10 protein-coding genes are annotated in these 24,804 nt (G+C 63.2%); 7 read left to right on the top strand and 3 right to left on the bottom strand.

The genetic code is table 11. The features are described 5' to 3' along the window. The first annotated feature begins 99 nt into the window (after positions 1 to 99). The 6 genes from AC3RCJ_RS22335 to AC3RCJ_RS22310 all read left to right on the top strand — a co-directional run bounded on the left by AC3RCJ_RS22335 (position 100) and on the right by AC3RCJ_RS22310 (position 16,699). Positions 100 to 1,686 (top strand): ShlB/FhaC/HecB family hemolysin secretion/activation protein, encoded by a 1,587-nt coding sequence (locus AC3RCJ_RS22335; protein WP_492964253.1) that lies wholly within the window; start codon positions 100 to 102, stop codon positions 1,684 to 1,686. 27 nt (positions 1,687 to 1,713) lie between these two features. Then, a complete protein-coding gene (locus AC3RCJ_RS22330) occupies positions 1,714 to 12,315 on the top strand; it encodes a YDG domain-containing protein (protein WP_492965183.1) in 10,602 nt (3,533 codons plus the stop codon). Positions 12,316 to 12,319: 4 nt separating this feature from the next. Then, on the top strand, positions 12,320 to 13,054 hold the full coding sequence (locus tag AC3RCJ_RS22325; RefSeq protein WP_492959174.1) for a FecR family protein: 735 nt from the start codon (positions 12,320 to 12,322) through the stop codon (positions 13,052 to 13,054). Positions 13,055 to 13,126: 72 nt separating this feature from the next. Next, entirely contained in the window at positions 13,127 to 15,526 is a 2,400-nt protein-coding gene (locus tag AC3RCJ_RS22320) for a heavy metal translocating P-type ATPase (RefSeq protein ID WP_492959172.1), read from the top strand. Further along, on the top strand, positions 15,523 to 15,948 hold the full coding sequence (gene cueR, locus AC3RCJ_RS22315; protein WP_492959170.1) for a Cu(I)-responsive transcriptional regulator: 426 nt from the start codon (positions 15,523 to 15,525) through the stop codon (positions 15,946 to 15,948). Before AC3RCJ_RS22320 ends, cueR begins: the two co-directional genes overlap by 4 nt. A gap of 22 nt (positions 15,949 to 15,970) precedes the next feature. Next, complete coding sequence (locus tag AC3RCJ_RS22310) at positions 15,971 to 16,699, top strand: glutathione S-transferase (protein WP_492959168.1); 729 nt, start codon at positions 15,971 to 15,973, stop codon at positions 16,697 to 16,699. A 46-nt stretch (positions 16,700 to 16,745) separates the two neighbouring features. Here AC3RCJ_RS22310 and AC3RCJ_RS22305 read toward each other — a convergent pair whose 3' ends face one another. The 3 genes from AC3RCJ_RS22305 to AC3RCJ_RS22295 all read right to left on the bottom strand — a co-directional run bounded on the left by AC3RCJ_RS22305 (position 16,746) and on the right by AC3RCJ_RS22295 (position 19,119). Next, positions 16,746 to 16,946 carry a heavy-metal-associated domain-containing protein gene (locus AC3RCJ_RS22305; RefSeq protein ID WP_492959166.1) on the bottom strand — a complete coding sequence of 67 codons (201 nt, stop codon included), beginning with the start codon at positions 16,944 to 16,946 and terminating at the stop codon, positions 16,746 to 16,748. A 74-nt stretch (positions 16,947 to 17,020) separates the two neighbouring features. Continuing rightward, positions 17,021 to 17,962 (bottom strand): bestrophin family protein, encoded by a 942-nt coding sequence (locus AC3RCJ_RS22300; RefSeq protein ID WP_492959186.1) that lies wholly within the window; start codon positions 17,960 to 17,962, stop codon positions 17,021 to 17,023. Between the two features lie 443 nt (positions 17,963 to 18,405). Beyond that, positions 18,406 to 19,119 carry a hypothetical protein gene (locus AC3RCJ_RS22295; protein ID WP_492959164.1) on the bottom strand — a complete coding sequence of 238 codons (714 nt, stop codon included), beginning with the start codon at positions 19,117 to 19,119 and terminating at the stop codon, positions 18,406 to 18,408. Positions 19,120 to 19,209: 90 nt separating this feature from the next. Here AC3RCJ_RS22295 and AC3RCJ_RS22290 point away from each other — a divergent pair, with 90 nt between their 5' ends. After that, positions 19,210 to 24,798 carry a DUF3320 domain-containing protein gene (locus AC3RCJ_RS22290; RefSeq protein WP_492959162.1) on the top strand — a complete coding sequence of 1,863 codons (5,589 nt, stop codon included), beginning with the start codon at positions 19,210 to 19,212 and terminating at the stop codon, positions 24,796 to 24,798. Positions 24,799 to 24,804 lie beyond the last annotated feature (6 nt).

The following is a 24,804-nucleotide window of genomic DNA, read 5'->3' as shown; positions in this document are numbered from 1 at the left end:
ATTTCTGACTGGAAACGAAAATCCGTCTAAACTTTGCTTTTAATTAATTGATGGTCTAGCCGCGCCTGGCTGGCCATGCAACCACAAGAATTCTCACACATGAATTATCGTCTGGTGCGCCTGCTTGCAGGTCCCGCGCTGTTGTTCTGCGCGGCATGCGCAAACGCCCAAACCCCCGCCGCCGACAGTGCCGTCCCGCTGTTTGATATCGCCAGCTACGAGGTCAGCGGCGATACCTTGCTGGGGCCGCAACTGGTGCAATCGCTGGTGGCGCCGTTCGCCGGCCCGCAGCGCGACTTTGGCGCCATCCAGCAAGCCGTCGAGGCGCTGGAAAACGCCTACCGCGCGCGCGGCTACACCATGGTGCTGGTGGCCTTGCCGGAACAGGAGCTGGCGCATGGCGCCGTGCACCTGGAAGTGGTGCAGACGCAGGTTGGCAAGGTGGCCATCAGCGGTAACCAGTATGTCGACGATGCCAATGTGCGGCGCGCCTTGCCGGCCCTGGTCGAAGGGCAGACGCCGAACATGTCGGCCCTGGGGCAAAGCCTGAAGCTGGCCAATGAAAATCCGGCCCGCAAGATGGAAGTCAGGCTGGCTACCGGCGAGGCCGACGGCACGGTCGACGCCAGCATCGCGGTGGCGGACGAACGCGCCTGGAAAGCCACGCTCAACCTCGACAATACCGGCAGCAAGGACTCCGGCAAGACCCACGCCGGCGTGGTGCTGCAGCATGCCAACCTGTGGGGCCGCGATCATGTGGCCAGCCTGCAATACACCACCTCGCTCGAGCACGCCAACCAGGTTGCTGTGTATGGCCTCGGCTACCACGTGCCGCTGTATGCGCTGGGCGACTCGCTGGACTTTTTTGCCAGTTATTCGAACGTCGATTCGGGCAGCGTCGCGGCCGGTATTTTTGATCTGGCCGTCAGCGGCCGCGGCACCACCGCCGGCGCGCGCTACAACCAGAACTTCGGCAAGCGCGACAACTATGAACCCAAGCTGGTGTATGGCCTGGACTTCAAGGCCTACCGCAACAGCCTGCAGTTCTTCGGCATGGAGCTGGGCACCGACGTGACGGTGCACCCCGTCAGCATCGCCTATATCGGCGCCTGGAGCTTGCCACGTGGCGAGGCCAGCGTGGGCCTGACTCTGGCGCGCAATATTCCCGGCGGCAAGAATGGCGGCCAGCAGGATTTTACGCTGGCACGTTTCGGCGCCAAGGCCGGCTACAGCACCTTGCGCCTGAGCGCCAGTCATGCCCAGGTGCTGGACAACGACTGGCAATGGCGCGCCTTATTCAACGGCCAGTACACGCCCGATGCGCTGGTGCCGGGCGAGCAGTTCGGCGTCGGTGGCGCGGCCACCGTGCGCGGCTTCCTGGAACGCGAAGTGGCGAACGATTCCGGCGCCAACCTGAATCTGGAACTGTACACGCCGAACTGGTGCGGCGATGGCGGCTACCAGTGCCGCGCCCTGGCGTTTTATGACACGGCCTGGGTGCGCCGCAATCATGTCTTGCCCGGCGAAATCGACAGCATGGCGATCGGTTCAAGCGGCCTGGGCCTGCGCATCCTGTTGAACCGCTACGCCAACCTGCAATTGGACTACGCGCATGTGCTCAACCCCGGCCAGACGGGCCGCCGCGACGCCAACCGCCTGCATTTCAGAGTTGCGCTGTCGTACTGATGTACTGAGCCCCAAGGATAAAACACCATGACCAAACAAAAACCATTGCGCACCGTGCCTGCTGGCGGCCCTGTCGAGCCGCCGCTGCGCCGCACCGCGCTGGCGCTCTTGATTGCCGCCTGTTTCAACGCCGCCTACGCCAATCCGGTCTTGCCGCAAGTGGTGCATGGTCAGGCCACGTTCAACCAGCAGGGCAATCTGTTTACGATCACCAATACGCCCAATACCATCATCAACTGGCAGAGCTTTTCCGTCAATCCGGGTGAAATCACGCGCTTTCTCCAGCAAAACGCCGGTAGTAGCGTGCTCAACCGCATTACGGGGCAAGACCCCAGCAAGATCCTCGGCTCCCTGCAATCGAACGGCAAGGTCTTCCTGATCAATCCGAACGGCGTGCTGTTCGGCCGTGATGCGCGGGTCGACGTGGCGGGCCTGGTGGCGTCCAGCCTGGCGCTGTCGAACCAGGATTTCCTGGCCGGCAAGATGAATTTCAAGGCCGGCGAGCAGGCCGGCGCCGTCATCAACCAGGGATCCATCCATGCCGGCAGCGGCGGGCAGATTCTGCTGATCGCGCCGAACGTGGAAAACAGCGGCGTCATCACCGCGCCGAACGGCGACGTGCTGCTGGCCGCCGGCCACAGCGTGCAACTGGCCGACGCCGCCAACCCGGACTTGCGCGTGGTGCTGTCGGCCCCCGCCGACCAGGCCATCAATGTGGGCCGGATCGTGGCGCAGGGCGGGCGCATCGGCATGGTCGGCGCGCTGCTGAACCAGCGTGGCGTGCTCAACGCCAACAGTGCGGTGGTCGGCGAGAATGGCAAGATCGTGTTGAAAGCCACCGGCAAGGCGCTGCTGGAAAACGGCAGCGTCACCAGCGCCACCAGTGCGGTGGGCAAGGGCGGCGAGATTACGGTGCTGGGCGACCAGGTCGGCATGCAAGGCAACGCCAAAGTGGACGCCAGCGGCGCCACGGGCGGCGGCACGGTGCTGCTGGGCGGCGACTACCAGGGCAAGAACGCGGCGATTGTCAATGCGCGCCAGGTGGCGGTCGGCAAGGATGCCAGCATTGCCGCCGACGCGCTCGATAGCGGCGACGGCGGCAAGGTCATCGTCTGGGGCAACGAGACGGCGCGCGTGTTCGGCAGCATTTCGGCGCGCGGCGGCGCGGCCTCGGGCAACGGCGGGCTGGTGGAAACGTCGGGCCGTTACCTGGCCGTCGATGGCATCCGTGTCGACACCAGTGCGCGGCGCGGCAAGCGCGGCAACTGGCTGCTTGACCCTTACGATATCGATGTGGTCGACGGCTACCAGGGCCAATTGCAAGAATTCGACGAATTTTCCGACGAACCGTTCGACACCACCATCGGCGCAGGCACGATTTCCGACGCCACCAGCAATGTCATCTTGCAGGCAACGCACCGCATCACGTTCAGCAGCGCCATCAACATGGCCTACAACGACGTTGGACTGTCGGCCACCGCCGGCGAGAGCATTTATGTCAACGCGCCGATCACCACCCAGCACGGGGACGTAACGCTGTCGGCCAACGACGCCATCAGCAGCCAGGCCAATGGGCGCGACGCCAATGTCTACCTGAACGCGCCGATCATGACCAACGGTGGCGCCGTGGCGCTCACGGGCGCCAGCATTATCAGCGCTAGCTCCGGCAGCGGCAGGGTCGATGTCGGCAATGGCAACCTGAGCTTGAGAAGCAACCTGGCGGGCGGCACCATCGAACTGGACGGCTTCACCGATCAACTGCTTGGCAGCGGCGCATCCGGACAGACGGTGCTGCTGGAAGCGGACAGTATCAGTCTTTCCGGCAACATCAATTTCGGCGGCGCCGGCAGCCAGGCAGCGCTTACCTTCAAGCCGTTCACCTATGGCCGCCAGATCGATCTTGGCGGAAAATCGGATACTGCGCTGGGCCTCACATACGACGAGCTCACCCGTGTTGCCGTCGGCACCATCAATATCGGCGATGCCAGTTCCGGCGATATCACCATCAGCGCCCCGGTCAGCCTCGACAGGACCAGCAGCGTCGCGACCCTGAACCTGGAAACCGGCGGTACCCTGATCGCCTCGAACAAGCTGGCCATGCTCCAGGCGGGCAGCGTGCTCAATGTGAAGGCCGGCAACATCATTGTCGCCAGCGGCGGCGGCCTGTCTGCCGAGGCCGCGGTCAATCTGGTGGCCGATAACATGAGCCTGGGCGGCGCGGCGCAGTCGATCGCCGCCGGCGCCGGGACCGGCACGGTCAGCCTGAAGCGCCGCGGCAACGGCGGCAGCATCGAGATCGGCAGCGCCGGGGAGGACAGCGCCGACAGCCTGGGCTTGACCGACAGCGAACTGAAAACCATCAGCGCGCCGACCATCGCCATCGGCGGCAGCGAGTATACGAGTACGCTGAACCTGCAGGGCGCGCTGGACCTGCGCCAATTGAGTAACCTGAACCTGCTGGAACTGCGCACCGGTGGCAATATCAACCTGAACGGCGCGCTAGCTGTCGGGAAGGACCTGACGATAGGGGCCGGTACCTCCGGGTCGGACTGGTTCGTCAACGCCAATGGCATCGTCAACGTCGGCGGCGCTTTCGTGCTCGATGGCGGTAACTGGGTGCAAAACAATGCGAGTTTGCCCGCCTTTTCCGCTTATAGCTTTAGCATCAACAACGGTACTTTCTTGCGCGTCAAGGGTGGCAATGGCCAGGCGGCGACGCCGTTCCGTATCGCCGACGTATACGGGCTGCAAGGTATTGGTACGCTGAGCAACAGCATAAATTACAGCCTGGTGGCCAATATCGACGCCAGCGGCACGGCCAACTGGAACCGGGGCGACGGTCGCACCGGTTTCGCGCCCATGTTCCAGCGCGACGACGCTGCCTATGCCGGCGTCTTTGATGGCGGCAATCACAGCATCAGCGGATTGTCGATCAACGGCGGCGCCAATCCGCCGCATTATGGCAGCGGCCTGTTTGCGCGGATGGAGGCGGGCAGTACCATTCGCAACCTGGCGATGGTAGGCGGCAGCGTTATCGGCGGTAACAATGTCGGTGCGGTGGTGGGCAACAACGGCGGCGGCACGATCAGCAACGTGAGCAGCAGCATGGCTGTCAGCGGTGTCAGCAATGTTGGCGGCCTGGTGGGCAACAACAACGGCGGCACGATCACCGTGGCGCGCGCCAGCGGCGCCGTCACGGCTTCCGGCGAACAGGTCGGCGGCCTGGTGGGCAATAACGACGGCACCATTTCGCAAGCGTATGCTACCGGTGTCGTGGGCGGCGGCGCCAGTGTCGGCGGCCTGGTCGGACGCAATGGCGGCACTATCGAAGACGCCTATGCGACCGGCACCATCGGCTTGTCCGCCAATAGCGCGGCGAGCCAGCAAAATCTGGGTGGTGTGATTGGCTGGAGCGTGGCGGGCAGCCGCGCCAGCCGCCTGTATTTCTCAGGCAACGTATCGGGCAGCGGTTTTGCGTCGGGCACGGTGGGAGCAGTGGTCGGACGCGCAGATACGGGCGCGGTCGTGGGGCCGGCTTTCTTTGACAGCAATACCGCCGGCACCATTCTCGACCAGGGCGGATCTGCCGGGCGCAGTACGGCCGAAATGAAGCAGCAAAGCAGCTTCGGCGGCTTCAATTTCGGCGAGAATGCCATCTGGCGCATCTACGATGGCCATACCACGCCGCTGTTGAAGGCTTTCCTGACAACCTTGACGGTAAGCGCCAGCGGCGCGGCCAGCCGGGTCTATGACGGCCAGGTGGCCAGCGTCGGCCAGCTCAGCTATATTGGTCTGCTCAATGGCGACCTGGCAGCCAGCGGTACGGCCAGTTACGGCGACGCGCGCAATGTCGGCAGCTATGCGCTGGGCGGCCTGTGGTCGACCCAATACGATATCCGCTATGCCGGTACCTCCACCGTGGCCATCACGCCGCGCGCCCTGAGCGTGATCCTCGGCGGCAGCAAGGTGTATGACGGCCAGCTCGGCTTTGCCAACGCGACCTTCAGCCTGGGCAACATGGTCAGCGGCGATACCGTGGGCGTGACCGGCAGCGCGCAGTTCGTCGACAAGAACGCCGGCACTGCCAAGGCCGTCAATCTCAGCGAACTGACCTTGTCTGGCAGCGCGATGGGCAACTACAGCCTGGCTGCCACCGCCACCGGCACGGCCGAGATCAAGCAACGTACCTTGAACCTGGCCTTTGCCGGCGCCAATAAAGTCTACGATGGTGGCACGGCAGCGGTCGTGACGGTCACCGACAATCGCGTGACAGGTGATGTACTGACGGCCACGGCCATCGGTGCCTTCGCCGACAAGAATGCCGGCAGCAACAAAGTGGTTACCGTGCAAAACGCCAGCCTGTCCGGCACCGATGCCGCCAACTATGTGCTCACTTCGACCACCGGCGCCGCCAGCGCCGCCATCACCCAGCGCGAACTGGCGCTGGGCTTTGCGGCCGCAGGCAAGACCTATGACGGCAACACCAGCGCGACGCTCGCCATCACCGACAACCGTATCGCCAACGACGTGCTGACGGCCACGGCCAGCGGTGCCTTCGCCGACAAGAATGCGGGCAGCAACAAAGTGGTGACGGTGCAAAACGCCAGCCTGTCCGGCACCGATGCCGCCAACTATGTGCTCACCTCGACCACCGGCGCCACCAGCGCCACCATCACCCAGCGCGAACTGGCGCTGGGCTTTGCGGCCGCAGGCAAGACCTATGACGGCAACACCAACGCCACGCTCGCCATCACCGACAACCGTATTGCCAACGACGTGCTGACGGCCACGGCCATCGGTGCCTTCGCCGACAAGAATGCCGGCGGCAACAAAGTCGTGACGGTGCAAAACGCCAGCCTGTCCGGTACCGATGCCGCCAACTATGTGCTCACCTCGACCACCGGCGCCACCAGCGCGGCCATCACCCAGCGCGAACTGGCGCTGGGCTTTGCGGCCGCAGGCAAGACCTATGACGGCAACACCGCCGCGTCATTGACGATTACCGACAACCGTATCGCCAACGACGTGCTGACGGCCACGGCCATCGGCGCCTTCGCCGACAAGAATGCCGGCAGCAACAAAGTCGTGACGGTACAGAACGCCAGCCTGTCCGGCACCGATGCCGCCAACTATGTACTCACTTCGACCACCGGCGCCACCAGCGCCGCCATCACCCAGCGCGAACTGGCATTGGGCTTTACCGCCGCCGGCAAGACCTACGACGGCAACACCGCCGCGTCATTGACGATTAGCGACAACCGTATCGCCAACGACGTGCTGACGGCCACGGCCATCGGTGCCTTTGCCGACAAGAATGCCGGCAGCAACAAAGTCGTGACGGTGCAAAACGCCAGCCTGTCCGGTACCGACGCGGCCAACTATGTACTCACCTCGACCACCGGCGCCACCAGCGCCGCCATCACCCAGCGCGAACTGGCGCTGGGTTTTACGGCCGCAGGCAAGACCTATGACGGCAACACCGCCGCGTCATTGACGATTAGCGACAACCGTATCGCCAACGACGTGCTGACGGCCACGGCCATCGGTGCCTTCGCCGACAAGAATGCCGGCAGCAACAAAGTGGTGACGGTGCAAAACGCCAGCCTGTCCGGTACCGATGCCGCCAACTATGTGCTGGCCTCGACCACCGGCGCCACCAGCGCCGCCATTACCCAGCGCGAACTGGCGCTGGGCTTTGCGGCCGCTGGCAAGACCTATGACGGCAATACCGCGGCGTCATTGACGATTAGCGATAATCGTATCGCCAACGACGTGCTGACGGCCACGGCCATCGGCGCCTTTGCCGACAAGAATGCCGGTAGCAACAAAGTCGTGACGGTGCAAAACGCCAGCCTGTCCGGTACCGACGCGGCCAACTATGTGCTCACCTCGACCACCGGCACCACCAGCGCCGCCATCACGCAACGCGAACTGGCGCTGGGCTTTGCGGCGGCTGGCAAGACCTATGACGGCAACACCGCCGCGTCATTGACGATTACCGACAACCGTATCGCCAACGACGTGCTGACGGCCACGGCCAGCGGTGCCTTCGCCGACAAGAATGCCGGCAGCAACAAAGTGGTGACGGTGCAAAATGCCAGCCTGTCCGGTACCGACGCGGCCAACTATGTGCTCACCTCGACCAGCGGCGCCACCAGCGCCGCCATTAGCCAGCGCGAACTGGCGCTGGGCTTTGCGGCCGCAGGCAAGACCTATGACGGCAACACCAGCGCCACGCTCGCCATTACCGACAACCGTATCGCCAACGATGTACTGACGGCCACGGCCAGCGGCGCCTTCGCCGACAAGAATGCGGGCAGCAACAAAGTCGTGACGGTACAGAACGCCAGCCTGTCCGGCACCGATGCCGCCAACTATGTGCTCACCTCGACCACCGGCGCCACCAGCGCCGCCATCACCCAGCGCGAACTGGCGCTGGGCTTTACTGCGGCTGGCAAGACCTATGACGGCAACACCACTGCCACGCTCGCCATCACCGACAACCGTATTGCCAACGACGTGCTGACGGCAACGGCCATCGGCGCCTTCGCCGACAAGAATGCCGGCAGCAACAAAGTCGTGACGGTGCAAAACGCCAGCCTGTCGGGTACCGACGCGGCCAACTATGTACTCACCTCGACCACCGGCGCCACCAGCGCCGCCATCACCCAGCGCGAACTGGCGCTGGGCTTTACTGCGGCTGGCAAGACCTATGACGGCAACACCAGCGCCACGCTCGCCATCACCGACAACCGTATCGCCAACGACGTGCTGACGGCCACGGCCAGCGGCGCCTTCGCCGACAAGAATGCCGGCAGCAACAAAGTCGTGACGGTACAGAACGCCAGCCTGTCCGGTACCGATGCCGCCAACTATGTGCTCACCTCGACCACCGGCGCCACCCGCGCCGCTATCACCCAGCGCGAACTGGCGCTGGGCTTTACGGCCGCCGGCAAGACCTATGACGGCAATACCGCCGCCACGCTTGCCATCACAGACAACCGTATTGCCAACGACGTGCTGACGGCCACGGCCATCGGTGCCTTCGCCGACAAGAATGCCGGCAGCAACAAAGTGGTTACCGTGCAAAACGCCAGCCTGTCCGGTGCGGATGCCGCCAACTATGTACTCACCTCGACCACCGGCGCCACCAGCGCCGCCATCACCCAGCGCGAACTGGCGCTGGGCTTTGCGGCCGCAGGCAAGACCTATGACGGCAACACCAGCGCCACGCTCGCCATCACCGACAACCGTATTGCCAACGACGTGCTGACGGCCACGGCCATCGGTGCCTTCGCCGACAAGAATGCGGGCAGCAACAAAGTCGTGACGGTGCAAAATGCCAGCCTGTCCGGTACCGACGCGGCCAACTATGTGCTCACCTCGACCAGCGGCGCCACCAGCGCCGCCATCACCCAGCGCGAACTGGCGCTGGGCTTTGCGGCCGCAGGCAAGACCTATGACGGCAACACCGCCGCCACGCTCGCCATCACCGACAACCGTATTGACGGCGACGTGCTGACGGCCACGGCCATCGGTGCCTTCGCCGACAAGAATGCCGGCAGCAACAAAGTGGTGACGGTACAGAACGCCAGCCTGTCCGGTACCGATGCCGCCAACTATGTGCTCACCTCGACCACCGGCACCACCAGCGCCGCCATCACGCAACGCGAACTGGCGCTGGGCTTTGCGGCCGCAGGCAAGACCTACGACGGCAACACCAGCGCCACGCTCGCCATCACCGACAACCGTATTGCCAACGACGTGCTGACGGCCACGGCCATCGGCGCCTTCGCCGACAAGAATGCCGGCGGCAACAAAGTGGTTACCGTGCAAAACGCCAGCCTGTCCGGTACCGATGCCGCCAACTATGTGCTCACCTCGACCACCGGCGCCACCAGCGCCACCATCACCCAGCGCGAACTGGCGCTGGGCTTTGCGGCCGCAGGCAAGACCTATGACGGCAACACCAGCGCCACGCTCGCCATCACCGACAACCGTATCGCCAACGACGTGCTGACGGCCACGGCCAGCGGCGCCTTCGCCGACAAGAATGCCGGCAGCAACAAAGTCGTGACCGTGCAAAACGCCAGCCTGTCCGGTACCGATGCCGCCAACTATGTGCTCACCTCGACCACCGGCACCACCCGCGCCGCCATCACCCAGCGCGAACTGGCGCTGGGCTTTGCGGCCGCAGGCAAGACCTATGACGGCAACACCGCCGCCACGCTCGCCATCACCGACAACCGTATCGCCAACGACGTGCTGACGGCCACGGCCATCGGCGCCTTCGCCGACAAGAATGCCGGCGGCAACAAAGTCGTGACCGTGCAAAACGCCAGCCTGTCCGGTGCCGATGCCGCCAACTATGTGCTCACCTCGACCACCGGCGCCACCAGCGCCGCCATCACGCAACGCGAACTGGCGCTGGGCTTTACGGCCGCCGGCAAGACCTATGACGGCAACACCAGCGCGACGCTCGCCATCACCGACAACCGTATCGCCAACGACGTGCTGACGGCCACGGCCATCGGTGCCTTCGCCGACAAGAATGCCGGCAGCAACAAAGTCGTGACGGTGCAAAACGCCAGCCTGTCCGGTGCGGATGCCGCCAACTATGTACTCACTTCGACCACCGGCGCCACCAGCGCCGCCATTAGCCAGCGCGAACTGGCGCTGGGCTTTACCGCCGCCGGCAAGACCTATGACGGCAACACAACTGCCACGCTCGCCATCACCGACAACCGTATTGCCAACGACGTGCTGACGGCCACGGCCATCGGTGCCTTCGCCGACAAGAATGCCGGCAGCAACAAAGTGGTTACCGTGCAAAACGCCAGCCTGTCCGGCCTTGACGCAAGCAATTACACCTTGGGCACGACCGGTGGCACGGCAATGGCCAGCATCTCGCAGCGTACGCTGAACCTGGGCTATACGGGTGTCGACAAGGTGTATGACGGCGTGACCGGCGCGCAGGTGGCGATCAGCGACGACCGCATCGCCGGCGATGTGCTGAGCGCATCGGCCAGCGCGGCGTTTGCCGACAAGAATGCCGGCAGCGGCAAGACGATAACGGTACAGAATGCCAGCCTGTCCGGTAACGATGCTGCTAACTACCGCCTGGCCAGCGCGACTGGCGCGACCACGGCCACTATTGCCCGCGCGGCATTGACTCTGGCCAGCGTCAGCGCCAGCGACAAGGTGTACGACGGCACGCAAGTAGCCAATGTCAGCGGTACTGTGGCGGGCGTGATCGGCCAGGATGCCGTCAGCCTGGCGGGCGGCAGTGGCACGTTTTCCGACCGCAACTATGGCAGCGGCAAGACGGTCAATGTCAGCGGCTTTGGCCTGTCGGGCGCGGATGCCGGCAACTACGCTTTGACCTCGACCGGCGGCGTGGCCCAGGCCAGCATTGCCCAGCGCGCCCTGTCGACCTGGATCGGCGCGGCCGGTGGCTTGTGGAGCGACGCCGCCAACTGGGAAGGCGGCGTGGCGCCAAGCGGCACCAATGTGCTGGCGGCCGATTTCTCGGCCAGCACCGGCAATGTGGTGTACACGGCGGCGGCCGGCGATACCGTGCTTGATCGCTTGAGTTCGCGCGGCGGCCTGAATCTTACCGGCGGCAGCCTGCTGGTCAATAATGCGCTGACGGTGGCCAACTATGCGCAGACCGGCGGCTTGCTGGGCGGCCTGGGCAATGTTACGGTCAGCAACAGCTTCAGCCAGAGCGCCGGCGCCATCCATATCGGCGGCAACCTGGCCGTGACCCAGGCCGCCGGCGACCTGCGTTTCGCGGCGTTGACCGCCAATAGCATCAGCCTGAACGCTGGCGCGGGCGCCATCAGCCAGAGCGGCGCCGTGGTTGCCGGCAGCCTGGCCACGCAATCGCAAACCGGTACCGTGCTGAACGACGCCGGCAACCGTGTCAAGAACTTCAGCGCCGGCAACAGTGGCGCCGGTGGCATTGCCCTGACCAATACCAGCGCGCCTGATGTACTGGTGCTGGGCGGCCTGTCTACCGGTTCCGGCGATGTGCGCATCGAAAGCACGGGCGGCATCGAGAGCCATGCGATCAATGCCAATAGCGGCAATGTTAGCCTGATCGCACACAGCCCCATCAATGTGCAGGGCGAAGTCAAAGGCAACGACGTCACCGTCGACGCCAGCACGGAGGTGGCCTTCGGAGACGGCGCGCGCGTCAATGCGGCGCGCGCCATTGCGGTCACGGCCGGTACCGGCGTTACCTTTGCCGGCGCAGCCAAGCTCGATGTGCAGGCCACGGGCGGCATCGCCGTGCTGGCGAAAAACGGCGACCTGACCGCCGCCGAGACCGTGCGCATCAACAGCCGCGGCGCGCCCGTGTCGCTGCTGGCGCCGAATGGCCGGGTCAACGTGCCGGCCTCGGTGCTGGTGGCTCGGCCGGTGACGACGCCCGTGGTGCCGCCAGATACCATCATCAACACCAGCAATACCGTGCGGGCGCTCAGCGATCAATACAACCCGCTCAATCAGTTCGCTACGCCCAACAGCGTGATCACGCCGCTGCTGGCGGGCAAGACATCCAAAGAATCGACGAAGGAAGCAACAGATGATCCTCAACATGGTATCAAGAAGACCTATTGCAACTAGGTCAATGCTGGCGGGCGCCATGCTGTGGCTGGTGCTGATGAGCATCAGCTTGCAGGCGTTCGCCCAGGTGGCCGGCACGGTCACGCAGCTGAGCGGGCCGATGATGGCGAAAAAGGCCGACGGCAAGATCAAGGTGCTGTCGCTCAAGTCCGAGGTGGAGGCTGGCGATACGCTGGTGACGGAGAAAAACACCTATGCCCTGGTGAAATTCATCGACAACAGCGAGATCACCCTGAAGCCAAGTACCACCTTTGTGGTCGAGCAGTTCGCCTACCAGGCCGATCAGCCGGAGGGTGACCGGGCCTCGTTCAACCTGGTCAAGGGAGGCTTGCGTTCGCTGTCGGGCTTGCTGGGCAAGCGCAGCAAGGAAAAGTTTTCCCTGAAAACGCCGGCCGCCACCATCGGCATCCGTGGCACGTATTTCACTGCCGAGTACGTGGCGCCCTTGACGACCGTGCCAACCGCGGCCGCACACACCGTACCGACGCCGGCCATGCCACCGGGGCTGTATGTGCAAGTGCTCGATGGCCTGATTCATGTGACGAATCCAGGCGGCACGCTCAATTTCAGCGCCGGCCAGTTTGGTTACACGCCGAATTTCAGGCAGCCGCCGGTGCCGCTGCCGAGCAATCCGGGGATTCCGTTTACGCCGCCGCCCGTGTTCAATTCCAGCATCGGCCCGGCCGCCAGCAGTACCACGCCGGGCAAGTCGAACAACGTCGACTGCGAAGTACGCTGATTTTCGCTTGACCTTCCCATCATGGTAGGGACGATCCTGTAGACATCACCTCTTATCTACAGGATCCGCGCCATGCAGCCAGCTTCCCCTTATTTGCAATCGTTCACGGTCGAAGGCATGACCTGCGCCTCGTGCGCCGCCCGCGTTGAAAAGGCGCTGGCGGCCGTGCCGGGCGTGACCAGCGCCAGCATCAACCTGGCCACCGATACGGCCAGGGTGGCGTCCAGCCAGAACGTTCCGCTGGCTACCTTGCAGGCGGCGGTGGACAAGGCCGGCTATGCGGTGGCGCAGCGCGAGATCGACCTGAATATCGCCGGCATGACGTGCGCCTCGTGCGTGGGCCGGGTGGAAAAAGCCTTGCTGAAGGTGCCGGGCGTGCTGGCCGCCAGCGTCAACCTGGCCACGGAAAGCGCGCGCATCACGGTGACGGGCGACGCCGATGTGGGCGTCCTGATCGCCGCCATCGACAAGGCTGGCTATGAAGCCAAAGTTCCCGCCGCCAGCCAGGCCAGCGCGCCTGCCGCCGTGCCCAACCGCGACGGCATGAAAGTGGCGTTCGCGGCCGTGCTGGCCTTCCCCCTGATGCTGCCCATGCTGCTCGAGTGGGCCGGCATCCATTTGATGCTGCCCGGCTGGTTGCAATTCGCGCTGGCCACGCCCGTGCAGTTTTACTTTGGCGCGCGTTTCTACAAGGCGGGCTGGAAGGCGGCGCGCGCGGGCAGCGGCAATATGGATCTGCTGGTGGCGCTGGGCACGAGCGCCGCGTATGGCTTGTCCGTCTATCAATGGCTGACGGCGGGCGAGATGCTGCCGCATTTGTACTTTGAAGCATCGGCCGTCGTCATCACCCTTGTGTTGTTGGGCAAATGGCTGGAAAGCCGCGCCAAGCGTCAGACGGCCTCGGCCATCCGCGCGCTGCAAGTGCTGCGTCCGGAATCGGCGCGCGTGCGCCGCGACGGCGTGGAGACCGACTTGCCTGTCGAGCAGGTGAGGGTGGGCGACCTGGTGGTGATACGCCCCGGCGAGCGCGTCGCCGTCGATGGCGTGGTCGTCGAGGGTGCCAGCCAGATCAATGAATCGCTGATTACGGGTGAAAGCTTGCCGGTAGATAAGCATCCGGGCGACAAGGTCACGGGCGGCTCCATCAATGCCGATGGCTTGCTGCTGGTGCGCACGCAGGCCGTGGGCGGCGAGACGACCCTGTCGCGCATCATCCGCCTGGTGGAGGACGCGCAGGCGGCCAAGGCACCCATCCAGCACCTGGTGGACAAGGTCAGCGCAATCTTCGTTCCCGTGGTGCTGGGCCTGGCACTGCTGACCATGCTGGGCTGGTGGTTCGCCACCGGCGAGCTGGAAAATGCCATCATCAATGCCGTCGCCGTGCTGGTGATCGCCTGTCCATGCGCGCTGGGCCTGGCCACGCCGACAGCCATCATGGCGGGTACGGGCGTGGCGGCCCGCTACGGCATCCTGATCAAGGATGCGGAAGCGCTGGAAGTGGCGCACGCCGTCACCACGGTGGTCTTCGACAAGACGGGCACCCTGACTGTCGGCAAGCCGGCGCTGGCGGCCATGCATGCGCACGGCATCGCCGATGACCGCCTGCTGCAACTGGCGGCCAGCATCCAGCGCGGTAGCGAGCACAGCTTGGCCACCGCCGTGCTGGATGCGGCCGGTACGCGCCAGGTCGCTGCCTTGCCCGCCACGGCGCTATCGGCCTTGCCGGGCCGGGGCCTGGCGGCGCGAGTCGATGGCCTGGACTTGAAGCTGGGCAGTACCCGTCTGATGCAGGAATTGCACGTGGACATGGCGCCGCTCGCCAGCGAGGCGCAGGCGCTGGAAGCGACGGGTAACACTATTTCCTGGCTGTCGTCGGGATCGGAGCTGCTGGGCCTGTTTGCCTTCAGCGACCAGGTCAAGCCGAATGCGCAGGCGGCCATTGCGCATCTGCACACGCTGGGCATCCGCACGGTGATGCTGACGGGCGATAACCAGGGCAGCGCGGACGCCGTCGGCCAGGCGCTGGGCATCGATACGGTGGTGGCGAAAATGCTGCCTGGCGATAAAACCGCTAAAATCGAGGAGCTCAAGAGGGCAGGCGCGAAAGTGGCCATGGTGGGCGACGGCATCAATGATGCGCCGGCGCTGGCGGCCGCCGACGTGGGCATCGCCATGTCGACGGGCACCGACGTCGCCATGCATGCGGCCGGCATCACCCTGATGCGGGGTGATCCGGCCCTGGTGGCGGACGCCATCGATATCTCGCGCCGCACTTACAGCAAGATACGGCAGAATCTGTTCTGGGCATTCATCTATAACCTGGTGGGCATCCCGCTGGCCGCCTTCGGCCTGCTCAATCCCATGGTGGCGGGCGCGGCGATGGCCTTCAGTTCGGTGAGTGTGATCAGCAATGCCCTGTTGCTGCGCCGCTGGAAAGCGCGCAGCGCGCACACCAAGGAGGTACAACAATGAATATCGGCCAGGCGGCAAGCGAAACGGGCGTATCGGCGAAAATGATACGCTACTACGAAAGTATTACTTTGTTGAAACCCAGCGCGCGCAGCGACGCGGGCTATCGCATCTATACACCGAAGGACTTGCACGCGCTGCACTTCATCAAGCGCGGTCGGGGTCTGGGCTTTTCGCTGGAACAGATACGCGAGCTGCTGTCGTTGTGGCAAAACGACCAGCGCGCCAGCGCCGACGTGAAAGGCATCGCGCTGGCGCATGTAGCCGAGCTGAACAAGCGCATCACGGAATTGACGGAAATGCGCGACACGCTGGCCCACCTGGCGCAATCGTGCCACGGCGACGACAAGCCCGATTGCCCTATCCTGCAAAGCCTGGGCCTGGCTGGCGAAGAGCCGGGCGACACGAAAGCGTGCTGCCATTGACGTGAGCAAGCAAGGAGCTGGCATGCCTTACGAACTGTACTATTGGCCCACGATACAGGGGCGTGGCGAATTCATCCGGCTGGCACTGGAAGAAGCGGGCGCCGACTATCTCGATATCGCCCGCCTGCCCGAGCGCCGCGGCATGGGCTTGCCCGCCATGCTGGCTTGCCTCGATGGCGCCGCCACGCCGCAAGCGGCCTACGCGCCGCCCGTGCTGCGCGATGGCGAGCTGCTGATCGGCCAGACCAGCAACATCCTGCTGTACCTGGGCCGTCGCCTGGGACTGGCGCCGCGCGCGGAAAGCGGCCGCTTGTGGCTGAACCAGCTGCAGCTGACCATGGCCGACTGGCTGACGGAAGTGCACGATAGCCACCATCCGCTGTCGATGAACTTGTATTATGCCGAGCAAAAAGATGCCGCCGCCTTGCGCGCGCAGGATTTTCGCGAGACGCGGCTGCCCAAATTCCTCGATTATTTCACCCAAGTCTTGCTGAGTAATCGTAGCCGTGGCCATTACCTGGTGGGAGCACGGCTCACGTATGGCGACTTGTCGCTGTTCCAGATGCTGGCCGGCTTGCGCTATGCGTTTCCGCAAGCCATGGCGCGCCTGGGGCCGCAATACTCCTCCTTGTCCGACTTGCACGACGCCGTGGCGGCGCGGCCGAACATTGCCCGCTACCTGAAATCGAAGCGCAGGATTCCCTTCAATGAGGAAGGCATCTTCCGCCAGTATCCTGAACTGGACGGGTAAACGCAAACAGCCGGCCCAATGGCCGGCTGTTTGCTGCGCCTGTCGCTTACTGCGCGTGGGTGACGGGATAGCCCGCCTCCACGATGGCGGCGCTGATGGCGCCCAGTTCGCTGGATGATTCCACCGTGACGCTCTTGCTGGCCAGGTCGATTCGCACCTGGGCTTGCGGGTCGATGCCTTGCACCGCTTTCGTGACCGAGCCGACGCAATGGCCGCAGCTCATGTTTTCAACTTGCAACTGATACATGACAAGCACTCCTTGAATGATTAGGTAGCATTACTGTAATCCTTCCCCCGATGGCAAGGTCAAGGGAAAAGATGTCAGGTCAGCAGGAAGTCATGCGGCTGCATCGGTGGCGGCACATGCTCGTCCTGCAGCGATTCGCGCAGGTTGATCTCGATGGCGCGGCACATGGCGCTCAAGGGCAAGTCGTTGGCATCTTCGCCGAACGGTTCCTCGATCTCGTCGCCCAGCGCGTCGAGGCCAAAGAAGGTGTAGGCGACGATGGCGACGACGAACGGTGTCATGAAACCCAGCGAATCGACCAGGCCGAAGGGCAGCAGGAAGCAGTACAGGTAGGCCGTGCGGTGCAGCAGCAGCGAATACGAGAACGGAATCGGCGTGCTGCGGATGCGTTCGCACGATGCCCCCGCGCCCACCATGGCGGAGATCGAATTGTCGAGCTGTGCGGCGAGAATGCCATCGATGCGTCCCTGCCTGACGCAGTCGGCCAGGTCGTGACCCATCTGCAGCATCAGGAAGTCGGACGGATTCGACGACTTGCACGCCGCTTCCCACTCGGCGGGACGCAGCAGCGGCTCCAGGTCGGCGGGACCGCGCGTGTCGCGCAACTGGTGGCGCAGCGCATGGCAAAAGGCGATGGTGCGGTAAATCATGCGCACGCGCACATCGTCCAGGCCCAGCCTGGCATGGGCTGGCGTGTCGCTGCGTATCAGGGTCTGGCATTGGCGCGAAAAGTTACGGCTGCGCAGGACCAGTTCGCCCCACAGCTTGCGCGCTTCCCAGTAGCGATCGTAGGCGGCCGTGTTGCGAAAACCAAGGAAGATGGCCAGCGGCAAGCCGATCAGCGTGAAAGGAATGGTGGTCAGGATGACCTTGTGGTCGAACAGGGTGCCGTGGCACCAGGTAACGAGGGTGGCGATCAGCGTATTGACGATCAGGGTAGTGCGGATGCGCGGCAGGATGGAGCCGCGGACCACGAGGAACAGCCGTAGCGCCGAAGGACGCTCGCGCACGATCATGATGGACTCCATGCCGGTTGCGGGGCTGGCGGGGAAACGCGGGTCCGGTGATGGGTAAATGGTGTGAAATGGCAGAACGGCAGGTGCCGGGAACAAAAAGCCCGCGGTGTGTGCGGGCTGAGCTGGGTGTGCATGGGAAGCAGTGTAGGGGAGACGGCATGAGTATAGGCCGCCGCTTCGCTTCCAGCCAATTCACAGTGATAATGGGTGTTATTCACTTCATGAATGAATATTTCATCTATGGTTTAAATTGCTATGATGCCATGCTTTTCCACGACTGTCTTTTTTGCGTCCGGGGCAGCCAGCATTGCGCCGGTCGCATGGGCCGCGGGAACAATGATGACAGTCCGGCGAGGGCTTGCCGCAATCGCAGACGCCCGCCTGGGCCAGGTGTGTGCCGCTGCGACACTCTTGCGGCTGCCGTTCCAGATGCTGGCGCTGCCTTATGCCGTCAGCGCCTTCCAGGCATGCCAGACGAACGCCACCAGCCAGGCCAGCAAGACCGCCAACCCCGGCAGCAATAGCCATTTCGTTACCGTTTCTTCCCATGCGACACGGGGGATGCCGCCGCGTGCCAGGACCAGCAGCACCTGGCCGCCAGCCAAGCCAGCAAACGGCAGCAGGTTGAATGCACACAGTTTCAGGCTGACAAGGGCGAACAGCGGAACCATACCGTGCGTACGGGCAAATGCCTCCCCATCCGCCAGCAGCAGCTGCGCCTTGCTCAGGGGCGCCAGCGCGCCCGCGAAAATCTGTGCGCAGGCGGCCGAAAAACCATCCCAGCCCTGTGCTCCCGCCTCTCTTTGAGCACCAGCTTGCCGGCAAACGGGAACAATTTGAACTGCGCCTTGTCGATTGAAAACAAGGTCGGCCCCACGCCATAGCTGATGCTGCGGATGGTGATGTTGAACCAATGGGCACAGAGGGCCATCACGGAAACATGGATCAGCATGAATAGAAACGTGGCGAACAGGAACTGGATGAGTGGGGGCATTGCGCAACGGGATCAGGGCTGGGAACCGTATTGAAACATGGCAACAGAAAACGGTATATCTGGTACGCCGCATGTAACGTTGGTAGGTGTATGCAACATCATCGTGGCGTATGGCGTGAGCTGTTGTTTGTATTGATTTAACGTCAAGTGAGTATGATTCCATGTCTATTAAGTTCGGTGATGGTCGTTAGGGAGTAAAGTTGCGGATAAAATCCGAGCGTTTCAATATGCATGATGATGTGGTGAGGCGAGAATGAATGATGCGGACGTGGTAATACCGGCTTTTGAATCGACTTTTTTGCAAGGCTCCTTGTCGGCCGACGCGAAGCTTGAGCGCGCCCGTACCGAGTTGCTGGATCTGACGGCACGCAACCGTCTGCTGAATATCCCTCGCTCGTCAACGACTGCGCGCACCATTGATGTGGTCGATGAAAAAACAAGCGAGATATTTCGATTGATGGTTGCTGAAAGTCGCCCCTTTACTTTCTTGCCTGGCAAGGCATCGATCAAGGTTGGGCTCGGCAAGACGGATGGTGACGTAGAGGCGGAGGAAATTGACGACCTGGCGCAGCCCGACAATGACAGTGTCGATGAGCGTGGCGTCCTGTCTCGCCATGCCGATACGAAGTTGCAAACACGGCTGACATCGAAGGGATTGCAAAAGCGTTTGCTCGACATGTATCTCGATGCCCGCACCCTGGAAGAAGAGCAGGGTGTCAATATCCTGTTCCTGGCGCTCGGCACGCTGAAATGGCTCGATCCGCTGAATGCGAAAAACGAGCGTTATGCGCCGTTGATACTCATTCCGGTCAGCCTGGAACGGGGAAACGCCGCCGAGCAATTCAAATTGAAATGGCGCCAGGAGGAGCATTCTCCGAATCTGTCTTTGGAGGCTTTTCTCGAGCGCGTACATCATTTGAGCATGCCTGCCTATGAGGCCGGGGAAGAGTTCAACCCGCTGGACTACATCGCCGCAGTTCAAGATACGGTGAAATCAAAGGAAGGGTGGGTGGTCAACGCCGATGATATCGTGCTTGGCTTTTTTTCCTTTTCCAAATTCCTCATGTACCGCGACCTCGATCCTGCCACCTGGCCGGTCGAAGGCGGGCTGACCGGCCAGCCACTGATGCGAGGCCTGTTGTCCGACGGTTTCGCAGCCGATGCGTCGACAATATCGGAGGACGCCAATCTGGACGACCATATCGCGCCCGCCGATTTGCTGCATATCGTCGATTGCGACAGTTCGCAGACGCTGGCCGTGCACGATGTGCGGGCAGGGCGCAACCTGGTGATTCAAGGCCCGCCAGGCACGGGTAAATCGCAAACCATTGCCAACGTCATTGCGTCGGCGATTGCGGATGGCAAGACGGTCCTGTTTGTCGCGGAAAAAATGGCCGCGCTTGACGTGGTCAAACGGCGCCTGGATCAGGCCGGCGTCGGCGATGCTTGTGTCGAATTGCACAGCAATAAATCCAATAAGAAGATGTTTCTCGACGAATTGCGCCGTACGTCCGAACTGGGCTCGCCCAAGGGGGATGCGGCAAGCACTTTGAACAGCCGCTTGCTGGCGGCGCGCAATGAACTCAACCAGCACAGTGCGCGCTTGCACGAACGTCATCCTGCGGCCAGGCTGACGCCATATCAGGTGGTCGGTGAATTGAGCAAGTTGCGGCAAGAGAACGTGAAGCCGGTCGATATCCGTTTGCAGCAGCCAGAAAGCTGGTCGCCCGATGAGGTGCAACAACGACTGGCGGTAGTCGAGGAGCTGGCACAGCGCATCGTCGATATCGGCGAGCCGCTAGACCATCCTTGGCGCGGCGTGGCGCTCAAGGTGATCTTGCCCAATGACGTGGAGCGCCTGGTATCGCGCATCACGGCCATGCACGCGCGGTGCAGGCAGCTTGCTGGGCAGCAGGCCGAGCTTGCCATGTCGCTCGATACGCTGGCGCCGGCGGTACTGCGCGATTTTGGCTATGTGATCGAACTGGCGCGCGCCGTGGCCGCTGCGCCCAAGCTGTCCGCCGCGGCCTTGCGGTCGCCGGCATGGGACGGTCGGGCGCAGGACTTGATTGCCCTGGTTGAAGATGGCCTGCAGTTGCAGCGTGTGACCGCTGCGTTGGAAGGCAACATCAAGCCCGAGGCCGGGGCGATGGATGTGCTTGAGTTACGGCAGCAGCTGGTCGGCTTGCCGCCGTACGCGGATGCGCCGGCATGTGAACGGGCCGTCACCTTGCAAGCGCTGTTCGGCAGGCTTGATGGGGAAGTGGCTCTGCTGCGCCGCTTGCTTGGTATCGATGGCGGGGGGCGGATGGCCAGCTACAGCGACATCAATCGCCTGGTGCTGACGGCGCAGAAAGTGGCGACCGCGCCCGATGTGAGTCCTGACGTATTTGTCTCGACGGTGTGGGACCAGGGCGTGGAGCAGGCCGCCGACCTGGCTCAAGCGGTGGCGACGCTGGAAAGCTTGCAGGCCCGGTTGGAAAGCAAAGTCAGCAGCGATGCCTGGCAGGTCGATCTGGCCGGCGCCCGGCAGGTACTTGCTGCCCATGGCGACAGTTTGTTGCGTTTCGTAAATGGGGAATGGCGCGCCGCCAACAGGCAGGTCAAGGGCGTGTTGCGCAATCCGGACGCGCCGCTGCCGGAACAGTTGGAAATTCTCGACCATCTTGCGCAGGCCCGGAAGCTCCTGGAACGCATAGCGTCCCAGGATACGTTTGGCAGTGGCGCCTTTGGCACGGACTGGCGTGGCGAGCAGACGCGTTCGGCACCGCTGCTGGCGCTGGTCGAATGGATGCGCAGCCTGCGTGGCCTGGGTGCGCAGCCGCGCATTATCGCCAGCAAGTTGCCGGACCGGTTGGAAATCAGCAGGCGCGCGGCGCTGCTCGACAGCCTGTTGCAGGACATGCGGCCGCTGCTGGACGCGATGTGGTTCAACGGCTGGAGCGCTGATCCGGCATTTCGCGAGTGGAGCAGCGTGGAAGCGGCATCGCTGGAGCGGATAATGGAACACGTCGCGCGGCTTGAAGGCTGTCAGTCGGGGTGTCTGTCCGTCATGCTGAGCGTGCCGCCCGGCACGGCTGAAAAAGTTGCCATTCTTGATATGTTGATCGAGATGCAGGCATTGCAACGCCGTATCAAGGCCGCCGGTGACCTTGCGGGTGACGCGTTCGGAGTGGCATGGCAGGACACACGATCGGACTGGCATCACTTGCGCAGTTGCGCATTGTGGATGGCAGATCATGCAAAATTCCGGCATACGGCAGCACGCCATGACGAGCGGGCGGCTCCCTTGCAGCGCGCACTGGAAATTGACGCAACGCAGATCCAGTTCCTGTCCGAACTCGACGCGCTGTATGGCGAGTTATGCACGAATAATGAAAAACTGTTCCAGGTGCCGGCCATCCTTGACTTGCCCGCCTTTGCCTTGCTGGGGCGCCTGGGCTTGTGGATCGAGTTTTCCGAGCAATTGTCGAAGTGGGTCATGTACCGTGACCGTTGCGCCAAGGCGCGGCAACTGGGCATCGGTGAAATCGTTACGCAGCTGGAGTCTGGCGTGCTGGTGCCGAGGGATGCCATGCGCACCTTCACGATGGCGTACTTCGAGGCGCTCTTTGCCGACCAGGTACGCAATGACCAGGCCCTGGCCCATTTTGACGGCCACCTGCATGGACGTCTGGCCGTCAGTTTCGCGCAGATGGATATTGAGCGCATCGCCGCCTCCAGCCTGGAAGTGGTGCGCGCCCATCACCGGCGGATACCGCAGGGCGGCGGCGCCATCGGCCCTTTGGGCGTGCTGCGCGGCGAAATGGCCAAGCGCAAGGGACATATGCCGATCCGCCGCCTGATGCAAAGGGCGGCGCCCGCCATCCAGGCCCTCAAGCCCGTGTTCATGATGAGCCCTTTATCGGTGGCCCAGTTCCTGCCACCCGGGCAACTGAGTTTTGACTTGCTGGTCATGGATGAGGCCAGCCAGATACAGCCCGTCGATGCGCTGGGAGCCATCGCGCGCTCGCGCCAGGTGGTCGTGGTGGGGGATGAACGCCAGCTGCCGCCAACAAAATTCTTTTCCAAGATGACCAGTGCCGAGCCCGATGAAGAGGGCGACGACGATACGCAGGTATCCGACATCGAAAGCATCCTGGGCTTGTTTACGGCACGCGGTTTGCCGCAGCGCATGCTGCGCTGGCACTACCGCAGCCGGCATCAGTCCTTGATCGCCGTGTCGAACAGCCAGTTTTATGAAAACAAGCTGTTCATCGTGCCTAGCCCCTATACCCAGGAAGCGGGCATGGGTCTGCAGTTTCACCACATCGCCAACGGCATTTTCGATTCGGGAAATACCGGTACCAATGCGGAAGAAGCGAGGGTCATTGCCGAAGCGATCCTCCACCATGCCCGCACCTCGCCCGGCCACTCGTTGGGCGTGGCTACCTTCTCCGTCAGGCAGCGGCGCGCCATCCAGGATGAACTGGAATTGCTGCGCCGCCTGCATCCCGATAGCGAGCCGTTTTTCCAGCAGCACCCGAGCGAACCGTTCTTCATCAAAAATCTGGAAAACGTGCAGGGTGATGAACGCGATGTGATCTTCATTTCGGTCGGCTATGGCCGCAACAAGCTGGGCTACATGGCCATGCGTTTCGGCCCCCTGAGCGCCGAGGGCGGCGAGCGGCGCCTGAATGTGCTGATCAGCCGTGCCAAGCGCCGCTGCGAAGTATTTGCCTCGATTACCGATGAAGATATCGATCTCGAACGGGCTAAGGGGCGTGGTGTGGCCGCCTTCAAACTATTCCTGCATTTCGCACGAACCGGCAAGCTGGGACTCTCCCGCGTGTCGGGCCGCGAATATGACAGCCCGTTCGAAGTGCAGGTTGCCGATGCTGTCAAGGCTTGCGGGTACGAAGTACATCCGCAAGTGGGCATCGCAGGATTTTTCATTGACCTGGGCATTGCCGATGCCGAGCATCCGGGCCGCTATTTGCTGGGCATCGAATGCGATGGCGAGTCCTACCATCGCTCGCGCTCGGCGCGTGACCGCGACCGCCTGCGCCAGGCAGTGCTGGAAGACCATGGCTGGATCATTCACCGCATCTGGAGCCTCGACTGGTTTCAACGCCCGAACAATGAATTGCAGCGCCTGATCATGGCCATCGATGCTGCCAAGGTCGAGTTGGCGGCGCGCGCCGAATTGTCTGGCCGTCGGGAGCACGCGCCTGGCGTTTCCGTGGTTACCGTGGAGCGGGAAGAGCATGCGGAAATGAGCCTGGAACGCAGGGCGACCAACCGGCCGGCGGCCTATGTCGAGGCGACGCCTGTCAAACCGTCGTACGCCGATGAGCTGCACGAGCTCCCGGTCGCCGCCTTGAGCTCAATCGTCAGGCAGGTCGTCACCGTGGAAGGACCCGTGCACTTCGACGAGGTCGTGGTGCGCCTGCGCGCTGCTTGGGGACTAAAGCGGGCAGGGGCGCGCATCCAGGCCGCCGTCGAGCGCGCTGTCACGGCTGCGGTCCGCTTTGACGGCCTGCTGATGGCTGGCCGTTTCCTGAGCATGCCCGATACCGTTATTTCCATCCGTGATCGTAGCGGCGTGGTGTCCGATACCTTGCGCAAGCCCGATATGTTGCCGCCGCAGGAAATCGATGTGGCTATTCTCGATACGCTACAGAAAAACTATGCGGCGGGGCTGACTGAAATTGCGCAGTACGTGGCGCGTTTGTTCGGCTTCAAGGCCACCAGCCCGCAATTGCGTGAAACGATCAGGGTGCGCATCGATGAGCTGGTGCTGCGTGGCTTGCTGCAGCAAAACGGCGAGATGTTCGAAGTTCGGCCACAGGAAAGCGCCTAGTTGTTC

Source organism: Janthinobacterium sp. GW822-FHT07H11 (assembly GCF_058798615.1).
This window is presented reverse-complemented; position numbering and strand designations above follow the sequence as displayed.